General features: G+C 63.4%; 11 protein-coding genes. All 11 read left to right on the top strand.

Annotated features, from left to right (window positions below; genetic code table 11):
- Positions 1-824 (top strand): bifunctional DNA-formamidopyrimidine glycosylase/DNA-(apurinic or apyrimidinic site) lyase (gene mutM, locus G6016_RS10810; RefSeq protein ID WP_182632659.1); only part of this gene is annotated, 824 nt, incomplete at its 5' end.
- 51 nt (positions 825-875) lie between these two features.
- Positions 876-1,199 carry a helix-turn-helix domain-containing protein gene (locus G6016_RS10815; RefSeq protein ID WP_241730182.1) on the top strand — a complete coding sequence of 108 codons (324 nt, stop codon included), beginning with the start codon at positions 876-878 and terminating at the stop codon, positions 1,197-1,199.
- Between the two features lie 231 nt (positions 1,200-1,430).
- Positions 1,431-1,790 carry a hypothetical protein gene (locus tag G6016_RS16985; protein ID WP_206682304.1) on the top strand — a complete coding sequence of 120 codons (360 nt, stop codon included), beginning with the start codon at positions 1,431-1,433 and terminating at the stop codon, positions 1,788-1,790.
- Positions 1,791-2,338: 548 nt separating this feature from the next.
- Positions 2,339-3,658 (top strand): LGFP repeat-containing protein, encoded by a 1,320-nt coding sequence (locus G6016_RS10825; protein ID WP_206682305.1) that lies wholly within the window; start codon positions 2,339-2,341, stop codon positions 3,656-3,658.
- A gap of 865 nt (positions 3,659-4,523) precedes the next feature.
- A complete protein-coding gene (locus tag G6016_RS10830) occupies positions 4,524-5,123 on the top strand; it encodes a recombinase family protein (protein ID WP_182632661.1) in 600 nt (199 codons plus the stop codon).
- A gap of 2 nt (positions 5,124-5,125) precedes the next feature.
- On the top strand, positions 5,126-6,574 hold the full coding sequence (locus G6016_RS10835) for a TnsB C-terminal domain-containing protein (protein ID WP_187354511.1): 1,449 nt from the start codon (positions 5,126-5,128) through the stop codon (positions 6,572-6,574).
- Complete coding sequence (locus tag G6016_RS10840) at positions 6,574-7,386, top strand: AAA family ATPase (RefSeq protein ID WP_182632663.1); 813 nt, start codon at positions 6,574-6,576, stop codon at positions 7,384-7,386. Before G6016_RS10835 ends, G6016_RS10840 begins: the two co-directional genes overlap by 1 nt.
- Before the next feature lie 69 nt (positions 7,387-7,455).
- Positions 7,456-8,097, top strand: coding sequence for a type II toxin-antitoxin system HipA family toxin (locus G6016_RS10845; RefSeq protein ID WP_182632664.1), 642 nt, complete (start codon positions 7,456-7,458; stop codon positions 8,095-8,097).
- Between the two features lie 22 nt (positions 8,098-8,119).
- Positions 8,120-8,608, top strand: a complete 489-nt coding sequence (locus G6016_RS10850) for an OsmC family protein (RefSeq protein ID WP_182632665.1) — start codon at positions 8,120-8,122, stop codon at positions 8,606-8,608.
- Entirely contained in the window at positions 8,605-8,904 is a 300-nt protein-coding gene (locus G6016_RS10855; protein ID WP_182632666.1) for an acylphosphatase, read from the top strand. The genes G6016_RS10850 and G6016_RS10855 overlap by 4 nt, the downstream gene beginning before the upstream one ends.
- A gap of 16 nt (positions 8,905-8,920) precedes the next feature.
- Positions 8,921-11,402: chromosome segregation protein SMC (smc, locus tag G6016_RS10860; protein WP_182632667.1), on the top strand; the 2,482-nt coding region annotated here is incomplete at its 3' end.

Below are 11,402 nucleotides of genomic sequence, written 5' to 3' on the forward strand. Positions count from 1 at the left end.
GCCTGCGGACTGCTCGTCGCCAGCCCGGGGGCGCCGCCGAGATCGAGGACCGCCTGCGTGGCCGGAAGGTCACCGGGGCCCGGCGCCGCGGAAAGTACCTGTGGCTGACCCTGGACGACGACCACGCGGCCGGCGCCGACTGTCTCCTGGTCCATCTGGGGATGAGCGGCCAGATGTTGGTGACCGGTGCCGGGACGCCGCCGGTGCGCCACCTGCACGCCCGAGCGATATTGGACGACGACAACGAGCTCCGTTTCGTCGATCAGCGAACGTTTGGCGGGTGGACGGTCGTACCGCTTGCCGAGGCGATCGACGGCACCGGGGTGCTGTTGCCCGCGCCGGCCGCGCACATCGCCGCCGACCCCTTCGAGGAGGGCTTTGACGCACTGGCCGCGGCCCGGTTGATCCGCCGCCGTGACACTGAGATCAAGCGACTCCTTCTCGACCAGACCGTGGTGTCCGGGATCGGGAACATCTACGCCGACGAAGCGCTGTGGCGCGCCGGGGTGCACGGTCGCCGGCGGGGAGGGGCGCTCACGCTGGGCAAGGTCACCGAGACCCTGGGCCATGCCCGGGACGTGATGGCCGATGCGTTGGCCGCGGGCGGGACCTCGTTCGATGCGCTGTATGTCAACGTCAACGGCGCCTCCGGCTACTTCGACCGATCCCTGGATGTCTACGGCCGGGCGGGCGAGCCCTGCTCGCGCTGCGGCACCCCGGTGGTGCGTGAGGACTTCATGAACCGCGGTTCGCACTTCTGCCCGGCGTGCCAGCCGGCACCGCGGCGAGTTCGTAAGGCATCCGGCGGTCGTCGTACAGCGTGAGCCCACGCTTCACGGATTCTCTGGCGATGGCGCTAGGCATATCACCCACTTATGGCTACTATCATCGTCATTGGGTTGGAGGTGGCAATGGCTGGTTACCGTATTGACCGTGAGCTCTCCGAGTTCGGAGAACATGTGCATGGATGGCGAATGGTTCTCGGCCTCACCGCGCAGCAGGTCGCGGAGCGAGCAGGCATCGCTCGTGACACTCTTCGCAAGATCGAGGCCGGAGATCCCGGTGTGGGTTTCGGCAATGTGGCCCAGGTGCTCCGTGCTCTCGGTGTGCTGGACCGAACAGTCGAGTCAGTCGACCCACTTGAAAGCGATATCGGTAGGTTGCGGGCCGGCAATTTGACGAAGAAGCGTGCGCGATGACAGCCGTTGAGGTTTTCCTCGACCGGAATGGTGAGAGCGTCCTGGTAGGGCGAGCGCACTTCACGAGGATGCGCGGCAGGATCTCCACGACCTTCCTCTACGATCCCGACTACCTCGTGAACGGCGGCACGAGCATCGGATCCTGCGCTTCCACTGGTTTCCGGCGCGCAGCACCAGGAGGGGCTAGTTCGAGCATTCGCAGACAGTGCGCCCGACCGATGGGGACGTAATTTGATCGACAAAGCCGAGCGGGTGAGTGCCCGCGAGGAGCGTCGAGTGCCGCGCCGTCTGGATGACGTGGACTTTTTGTTGGGCGTGAGTGACAATACGCGCCAGGGTGCGCTGCGGTATAGAGAACAGGGGAGTGTGGAATTCGTTGGACGTCCGTCGCAAGTGCCTCGATTGATCTCCCTCCCACACTTGTTGCGTGCTTCAGATGAGATCGCCTCGGAGGCGAATCCGGCGACCGCAGTAAAGCAACTGCTTGATACAGGGTCGACCGGGCTCGGGGGTGCGCGCCCCAAGGCTTCCGTTGTGCTCGAGAACGGCGAACTGGCGATTGCGAAGTTCCCCCATTCCAGCGACCTGTGACTCGCAGCTTCGTTTGGCGGGATCTGGCACATTCGTTTGGCGGTGTCAGGTGATGCCGATCACGAGGGTGGATCGGGCGGCTTCGACAATGTCGTCGGTGGGGTGTTGCGATCGTTGATCTGCATGATGCGCTCCATCTGCGTGAACAATCTGTCGACGAGTCGGAGGTTGCCGCGGGTGATCCGTGCGATCGCGGCGAGGGCTTGAGCGTCGGTGAAGTCGTGAGGGTCGAGGGGAGGCAGAGTTCGGGCCTGTGGCGCTCGAGGATCAACCGTAGTTTGTACTCGGCAAGTGGGCGGCACTCGCGGGCGAAGCTCGTTGCAATGCATCGCAATTCACCCATGAACCTCCGCGAGGCTCAGTACGGTTAGGTGATGACCTCAACGGATGGAATCCGCCGGCGCCACAGTCGACTCGCCTCGAAATCTGCGCTACTCCTGGCATCAGCCAGCCTCCTCGCCGCCGCAGTTGTGCCCCCTGCTGCCCGGGCGCAGGACGAAACTGCTGCCAAGCCTACAGTCGCTGCGGAACAGGTATCTGAGGAGGCAATGAAGGACTACATCAAAGAGCATTTCGACATCACGGAAACCACAAGCGCCGTCGAACCCAAAGCTAACCGGTCCACTCAATGGCGGAAGACTGAATCGCCAATGGCAATTCTGGAACCGGGCAAGATGAGATCCGACCGTGAGCCCGTTCCTGCCGGATTCACGAAAGACGATGCAGACCGAGCTGAAATCATGGAGGCTGCGGTTTCGCAACGCCCTACTGCCGCAGCCGCGCGACTAGCAACAGCAGGGTGCGAGGTGTTCTGGCCATCCCCAAACACCGTTTGCGGCGCAATCCTCGATAAATATAAGCTGCTCGGTGGCCCAAATAGCTATCTTTCATTCCCGCGATCAAATGAGCTGGTCACCCCCGATGGGGCCGGGCGCCGAACTGAGTTCATTAATGGTCAGATTTACTGGCACCCCGATACTGGTGCAAATAGCGTAACGACGCACTTCGCGATCGAGTGGGGCAGATTGGGTTGGGAACTATCACCGCTCGGGTACCCAATTGGTGAAGAGGATGGCGTTTTCGGACAAGTAGCCCGAATCCAGCCATTTCAGCATGGCGACTTATATGGCAGCTCCATGGGACTAGCGGCTATATATGGATCAATCCGCGATAAATGGGTCTCATTAGGAGGGGTCAACAGCGAACTTGGACTGCCCGTTATCAGCGAGCAGACGACACCGGATGGAATTGGACGTTTCTCCGTCTTCGAAAAAGGGCTGATTTACTGGTCTCCAGGAAGCGGTGCCCAGCCAATAACTGGGACGATGCTCGCTCAGTGGCTTGTTGATGAGACATTGTTTGCCGAAATCGGATACCCAGTTGGGTCGATGTATGGAGACGATGCCAATGGATGGACCCAAGAATTCCAAGGGGGACGACTGTACGGGGCGACGGCACGCCCCCCATGGGCCGCATGCCCAGCCAAGGGAAGCAATGACAAGGTGATCAAGTCATGGTGGGTATCTGAAGGCCCCGTGGCAGGCTACAAGATTGACCTCAAGTGTGGGACGACTGCGGCCGGATTCCGACACATTGTTAAAAACCACAGAGGTGATTGGCAAAATAAGGCGCGAGGTCCGGTTACCTATACCTCATGGATGGACCTCGCGGACATGGGGATTACAAAGTCGCTGACTGACCCGAAGAGTTACCCTCACAACACTCAAAACAACACAAGTCGGTACACCGCCGACCTATTCTTCTACAATAGGCGCACAGGTCAGCTGGTGGAGAAAATGAATGCACATACCGCCGTCAGCGTAAATAACAAGCTGGTAATCACGGCGTTTCCGCAAACCCAGTCGTAAGAACTTCAATGTCCACATTGTCATTTTCGCGACCGGGCGAGTTTGAAATTCGCCAGTGGATGGGTGCCGTCTTGCCGGAGATCTACCGCAGCTTGATCTCGGCAAGGTGCAGGAGGGCAGAATTTGAAATAGAGGGGGATGTCCTACTATTCTTAGGCTCTGAATATTTCGTCGGGTGGCGTGATAACCCGTTGCGACTGAACTACGTTCCATCTCGCTTTGGAATCCATCTCCCCGGAATAGTTGATGATCTAATTCGAGACGATGCGTTCGTGTACGCTTGGGACGACGGGGGGCGAATCGACCCCAGCATTTCCTGGCTCAATATGGATAGATATGACCTGGGGCAATGGATGAGGGGGCAGCTTGACTTGCGGATTGAGGAGATTCTTGCCACGCTAGGAAACCTAATTCATTCTGCGCACGAGCGAAATGAAAGTCCTAATTATGATGCTGCTATCGTAGGACTAACCGACTGGTCTTTCCGTAGGTGGAACTCCGCTACCCCCCCTTCTGTAGACGATTTGTGCGAATACGCAGAATTCGAAAGCGGAAAAAAATCAACCGAACTCTCGTAGTCGCTAACTCGAGTCACTTTCCCTGACGGCCAGTTCCCGACTTTAATTCCGCATGCAGATTCGGCTCCTCCTCACGGGCCTCGTCCGCCGATGCGCACGGGCTGCTGGGTGGCGCATGACTGAACCAACGTGGTCCGTCAAACGATCGTTTTTGATACAAACGGGTCGAAGCTGGCCGATTTTGGATTCGCCGAGGTGGGCGGAAGCCTGTTCTGTAGCGGAACCCAGTCCCGGAATCTATGTTTCTGATCTACCCACAAGCGACGGGTACTGCTACATTTATCGGTATGGGCCACGCTTTCGGGTACGCGCGGGTGTCGACTGGCGATCAAGACGCCCGACTGCAGCACGATGCTCTCGCCGCTGCTGGCTGCTACAAGGTCTTCACCGACACCGCTTCCGGGGCATTGGCCTCGCGCCCGGAGTTGGGAAAGCTTCTCGATCAATTGCGGCCGGGCGACACGCTCGTAGTGTGGCGCCTGGACCGGTTGGGCCGATCGATTCGGCATCTGATTGATCAGCTGACCGAGTTGCAGGAGCGCGGAATCGAGTTTCGATCCCTGCAAGAGAACATCGACACCGGGTCCTCGGGCGGGCGGCTGGTGTTTCACATCTTCGCCTCCCTAGCGGAGTTCGAACGAGACCTCATCTCTGAACGCACCCACGCCGGCCTGGAAGCCGCCCGGGCCCGTGGCCGGGTGGGTGGGCGTCCACCGTTGTTGTCTGGGGACAAACTGCGCACCGCCCGCAAGCTCTACGAGCAACAAGACATGACGGTCGCCCAGATCGGTGAGGTCCTGGGGGTTAGCCGCACCACCGTGTACAGAGCTCTTCAACGTGGGACCGACAAGCCGGTCCCACGCCGACAGAAGTCGATAACAGCGTAGTCATGAGCGGGGGCGAGGAACCTCAAGGTTCGATCAGCGCCCCTACTGGTGTGAAGACTGCCGCCGCGAGATGGCAGGTTCTACGCCAGCACGTTGAGAGCGGAGTCCCGCTGACGCAGTTGGCCGCAGCCGAGCAGATTGGGGAACGGACTCTGCAACGCTGGCTGGCCGCCTACCGGCAGGCCGGCGTCGCTGGACTGGCTCCGGCCACTCCGCCCAAGCGTGGACGGCGCACCCACCCAGAACTTGTGGCCTACATCGAAGGCCTGGCGCTGAGCACGCCACCGCCGACCATTGCGGCGATCATCCGCAAAGCCACGGTGACCGCCGCCCGCCGGGGATGGCCGATGGCTTCCGCGAGCACCGTACGGTCCATCGTGACCGGCCTGGATCCGGGGATGGTGACACTGGCCCACCAGGGCGCGGCCGCCTACCGAGACACCTACGAGCTGGTGTGGCGACACCGCGCCGAGCGGGCCAACGCCACCTGGCAGGCCGACCACACCGAACTCGACATCCTCATCCTCGACGCCAACGGACGCCCCGCCCGCCCCTGGCTGACCGTCATCCTCGACGACTACTCCCGCGCAGTGTGCGGCTTCATGGTCTTTCTCGGTGCCCCCTCGGCAATGAACACCGCGCTAGCGCTGCGGCACGGAATCTGGCCGAAGAACGATCCGAACTGGCCGATGTGCGGCCTTCCCGACGTGCTCTACGTCGATCACGGCACCGACTTCACCAGCCGCCATCTCGCCCAGACCGCCAAGGACCTGCATTTCGAGATCATCTACTCCACCATCGCCAGACCACAGGGCAGAGGCAAGATCGAACGGATCTTCGGCACGATCAATACCGAACTCCTCGCCGATCTGCCGGGCTATCTCACCCGCGGTCAGCGACACCCCGAGCCAGTACTGACACTGCCCGAACTCGACACCGCCATCGGCGAGTTCATCGGCGAAAAGTACCACCGCCGCACCCACCCGGGGACTGGCGACAGCCCCTACCGTGCCTGGATCGGTGACGGATGGCTTCCCCGCCTGCCTGAGACTGTTGACGACCTCAACCTGCTGCTGTTGACGGTCGCAACCGCACGTATCGTCCGCCGAGACGGCGTGCATTTCCAGGGACTGCGGTATGTATCACCGCTGCTAGCGGCCTACGTCAAAGAGTCGGTCGTGATCCGGTACGACCCTCGCGATATCTCCGAGATCCATGTCTTCCACAAGAACCAATACATCTGTAAAGCCGTGGATCCCGATCACGCATCGTCCACCGTCAGCCTCAAAGAGATTCAAGAAGCCCGCAACGAGCGGCGGCGACAGCTGCGCAGTCAAATCAAGGAACGGATCGCTGTCGTCGCCGACCCGAGCCCACCAGCGTCTGCGCCGGCCCCAGAACCGGACCGAACGAAAAAGCCGAGACTTCGCACCTACCTGGAGGACGACTGATGTCCCCGCAACCATTCATCGCCACCAAGCAACACCGCCGATTTATCGAGTTCGCCGACGCCGTACGCCGCCAACGCACGATCGGCATCTGCTTCGGACAGGCCGGCACCGGAAAAACCCTCTCAGCCAGGCGGTATGCCAACCTGCATAAGGCCGAAACGCTGCTCGATGAATGGGGTCCACGCGATGACTCCGATTCCACGGTCTACGCCGCGCTCGCCAGGAAGCGGACGGTCTTCTACACACCCGAGCCGACAAGCACCCCCCGCCACGTCAAGGAGGATCTCGACCACTTGGTGGCCCGAGTTTCTATCTGCATCGAAGCGCACCTTCGTGAGACCGGCAAGGTCACCAGCCCGATAGTCAGAAGCCACAAGAACGTCGAGCTGATCATCATCGACGAATCCGAACGCCTCAACGCGACGGCGCTCGAGATGCTGCGCGACCGCTACGATCGCGACAACGTCGCCGTCATCCTCATCGGCATGCCCGGATTTGAGAAACAATTCAGTCGATTCCCGCAGCTCTACAGTCGCGTCGGCTTCGCCCACGAGTACCGACCTCTCGCTGAGGATGAACTGCAGTTCGTCCTCGAACGCCACTGGCGCAAGCTCGGCCAAACCCTCGATCCCGACGATTTCACCGACGCACAAGCCATCGCAGCAATCGCGCGAATCACCCGCGGCAACTTCCGCCTCATCGACAGGCTCTTCACTCAGATGCACAGGGTCATGAAGATCAACGAGCTCAACACCATCACTGACGACGTCGTCGAAGCTGCCCGCTCCACCCTCGTCATCGGCCTCACCTGACCCGCCAAATCAAGCTGCGAAATCCCGCCAAACGAAGGTGAGAGTCACACCAGCGACCAGTGGGATGTGATGGCCTGGGAGGCGACAGCGCTGGATCTATTGGAGTCTGTTGGTATCCGAACACCAACCCGCCGACTTGTGCGGGTCGGGGAGCGCAGCGTCCTCATCCTGCGACGATTCGACCGGACAGGTCTCGGACATCGAATCGGGTATATCAGCGCGATGACCGCGCTTGGGGCGGTTGACGGTGATCACCGTGACTACGTCGAGATTGCTGAGGCAATCAGGGACCTTTCGCTCTCTCCGAAAGCAGACCACCAGGAGTTGATTGTCCGGGTCGTCGGGTCAGTTGCCCTGTGCAATACCGACGACCATCTCCGCAACCATGGATTCCTGGCTGATCGCGGATCCTGGACGCTCAGCCCGGTTTTCGATGTAAACCCTAATCCGGGCTATTCGCAGAACAGGGCGACGTCGATCGTGGGAGCAGACGCAATGCCTGCGGAGGCCGACGCTCTCCTCGCGTTGGCCGAGGAATGCGGACTTTCTCTGGATGTCGCCCGAGCCAGGATGCGCTCGATCTGTATGTCCCTTCAATCCTGGAAGGAACGGGCGCGATTGAATGGGATCCGGGAACGGGAGGTGGAGATGATGGCTGATTCGATCCAGCCCCGACTTGACGCCGTGATCACCGCAGCGGGTAAAGAATGACCGCCGTATTGCTGGCCGTACGATGAACGACATGACTTCACCGTCCCCGCTGAGTGCCGCTGACCAGGATGCGCCCCGCACCACCGACCTCAGGGTGGAGCGCACCGGTACCCGCAGATATGTGGGACTGTCCACGCGCGGGGCCCGGGTGGAGATCGGCTCCGCCGATGTCGAGGGCGTGTTCACGCCCGGTGAACTGCTCAAGATCGCGCTCGGGGCCTGCAGTGCGATGGCGTCGGACTTCACCGTCTCACGACGGCTCGGAGATGACTACGACGCGACCGTGCACATCTCCGGCGACGCCGATCGGGAGAACGAGCGCTACCCGCGGCTCGAGGAGCTCTACGAGCTGGATATGTCGGAGCTCGACCCGGAAGCTGCCGACCGGCTGGTCGCGATGATCCGTCGATCCGTGGACAAGGCCTGCACCGTCGGGCGGACCCTGCAGTCGGGAACCGAGATCGATCTGCGGATCGAGACCGGGCTTGGGGACGGGGCCGAGGCACGGTGAACGGGTCGGCCGAGGGCGCCACGGGAGAAGTCCGGCTGGTGGCGTGGGTACACGGGCACGTCCAGGGTGTGGGCTTTCGCTGGTGGACCCGCAGCCGCGCCCTCGAGCAGGGCTTGACGGGGTACGCGGCCAACAAGCCCGACGGCCGGGTGCACGTCGTGGCCGAGGGAACCGAGGATGCCTGCCGGGCACTTCTCGCGGCGCTGCGCGGGGGCGACACCCCGGGGCACGTGGATCTCGTCGTGGAGACCTTCGAACCGGCGCGCGGTGGCCTGACGGGATTCGTCGAACGCTGACCTAGGATCAATACCCGTGTATCTCAAGTCGCTGACGCTCAAGGGCTTCAAGTCCTTTGCGGCGGCCACGACGTTGAAATTCGAACCCGGCATCTGCTGTGTGGTCGGCCCCAACGGTTCCGGCAAGTCCAACGTTGTCGACGCACTCACGTGGGTGATGGGCGAAGGAAGCGCCAAGACCCTGCGCGGCGGGAAGATGCAGGACGTCATCTTTGCCGGTACGGCCGGAAAGCAGCCGCTCGGCCGTGCCGAGGTCACGCTCACCCTGGACAACTCCGACGGCGCCCTGCCGATCGACTACGCCGAAGTGTCGCTGACCCGCCGGATGTTCCGCGACGGCGCCGCCGAGTACGAGATCAACGGAGACCGCGCCCGACTGATGGACGTGCAGGAACTCCTGTCAGACTCCGGAATCGGTCGCGAGATGCATGTGATCGTGGGCCAGGGCAAGCTTTCGGAGATCCTCGAGTCCAAGCCCGAGGAGCGCAGGGCGTTCATCGAGGAGGCCGCGGGCATCCTCAAACATCGGCGTCGCAAGGAGAAGGCCCAACGCAAGCTCGCCGGAATGCAGGGCAACCTCGACCGGCTCACCGACCTCACCACCGAATTGCGTCGCCAGCTCAAACCACTCGGACGTCAGGCGGAGGTGGCCCGCCGAGCCCAGACCATCCAGGCCGACCTGCGTGATGCGACCTTCAGGCTGGCCGCCGACGACCTGGTCACCCGCCGCCGTGAACTCGCCGACGCCGAGAGCGTCCGCAGTCGGCTGCAGGAGCGGGTCGCCGAGGCCGTCGACCTCCGCGACGACCTCGCCCGCAAGGTAGCGGCAACCCAGGCCGAACTGGATCGGCTCACCCCGGACGCCGACGCCGCGCAGCAGCGTTGGTTCGCCCTCTCGACGCTCGCTGAGCGGGCCCGGGCCACGGCTCGGATCGCCTCCGACCGTGCGCGCTCGCTGGCCGCCGAGGTCGCGGTGCACCATGGGACGGACCCCGAGGAACTCGACCGGCAGGCCGAGCGGGCCGAGGCGCACGAGAAGGAGCTCGCCGAGGACGTGGAGAACGCCGCAGAGAGGGCACGTCAGGCAACGGCGGCACTGTCTGCCGCGGAATCGGCACTGGCAGCGCTCGAGGCCGAGCACCTCAAAGCGGTCCGGGCGATCGCCGACCGCCGGGAAGGCGTCGCCCGACTGGCGGGCAAGGTCGAGACCCTCGCGGCGAGAGTCGAGTCCACCGAAGCCGAGATCGCCCGCATCGATACGGAGACGATCGCAGCCCGGGATACCGTCGCCGACACCGAGGCGGAGTTCGACACCGTGCACGCTCGGATCGGCGCGCACGATGAGGGCGAACGTACCCTTGACGAGCACCTCGGACGCGCTGAGCGTGCGCACCTGACCGCCCGCGCCCGACTCGCCGAGCTTCGCGAGATCGAGCGGGAGGCGGATCAGAAGATCGCCCGCCTCGCCGCCCGCATAGAGACGCTTGAGCAGAACAAGGGAGCCGGCGATGGCGCCGAGTGGGTGCAACGCCACCTCGGCTCGGATGCGGTCGCGGGCACCGTGGGGGAGCTGCTCGGCGTCCGGGACGGATGGGAGAAAGCGGTCGGCGTGGCCCTCGGCCCGGCCGTCGACGCCGTGGTGGTGGACCAGACCGTCGACCGTGGCGAGGTGTTGGCCGCACTGAGCGAAGCCGACGCCGGGCGCGCCGGTCTCGTCGGACGCGGGGTGGCCGGCGGGGACTACCGACTCGAGGTGGACCTGGTCGACGGTGCCCGATGGGCCCTGGATGTGGTGGATGTGCCCGGCGACCTCGTCGCACCGGTCACCGCATTGCTCGTGGACGTGGTGGTGGTCGACGACCTGGCCACCGCCCTGGCACAGGTGGATGCCGACCGACGGGTTCGCGCCGTGACCAGAGCCGGCGAGCTCGCCGGACCCGGCTGGTCGGTCGGCGGGTCCGCCTCCGGGCGCACCGGCATCGAGATCCAATCCGCGATCGACGCTGCCGTGGCAGAGCGGGACACGGTCCGAGCGGAGATCGAGACCGCCCGCGCCGAGCTCGCCGGAGCCGAGGCCGAAGACGCCGAGCGGGCCGACCGGTACTCAGAGACGATGGCCGCGATCACCGAATCCGACGCGACGATCGAAGAGATCTACGCCGAGCTCGCCCGCATCGGCCAGCGTCGACGTCGCGCCGAGGCCGACGTGCGGCGGCTGGAGCAGACCAGGCGAATCGCGGTCGACAAACTCGATGCCGCGCGAACGGAACACGCAGAGCTCACCGACCGTCTCGCCCGCGCAGGCGAGGACGGTGACGAGGAGCAATTGCCCGCCGACGACGGTCGGAGCGCGGCGCAGGCGGAGGTCGCCACGGCCAGAGCGGCGGAGATCGAGGCCAGGCTCGCACACCGCTCCGCTGAGGAACGGGCCACCGGCGTGCGCGGCAAGTCGGCCTCGTTGCGTCGCGCAGCCCAGGCCGAGCGGGAAGCGCGGGCCC

Origin of the sequence: Dietzia aerolata, assembly GCF_014144865.1 — a bacterium.
GTDB lineage: Bacteria > Actinomycetota > Actinomycetes > Mycobacteriales > Mycobacteriaceae > Dietzia > Dietzia aerolata.

Excerpts from the sequence above, each read along its gene's own strand:
- G6016_RS10815 (WP_241730182.1), top strand. The coding sequence starts at position 876 with ATGGCTACTATCATCGTCATTGGGTTGGAGGTGGCAATGGCTGGTTAC.
- G6016_RS10825 (WP_206682305.1), top strand. The coding sequence starts at position 2,339 with ATGAAGGACTACATCAAAGAGCATTTCGACATCACGGAAACCACAAGC.
- G6016_RS10830 (WP_182632661.1), top strand. The coding sequence starts at position 4,524 with ATGGGCCACGCTTTCGGGTACGCGCGGGTGTCGACTGGCGATCAAGAC.
- G6016_RS10835 (WP_187354511.1), top strand. The coding sequence starts at position 5,126 with ATGAGCGGGGGCGAGGAACCTCAAGGTTCGATCAGCGCCCCTACTGGT.
- G6016_RS10840 (WP_182632663.1), top strand. The coding sequence starts at position 6,574 with ATGTCCCCGCAACCATTCATCGCCACCAAGCAACACCGCCGATTTATC.
- G6016_RS10845 (WP_182632664.1), top strand. The coding sequence starts at position 7,456 with ATGGCCTGGGAGGCGACAGCGCTGGATCTATTGGAGTCTGTTGGTATC.
- G6016_RS10850 (WP_182632665.1), top strand. The coding sequence starts at position 8,120 with ATGAACGACATGACTTCACCGTCCCCGCTGAGTGCCGCTGACCAGGAT.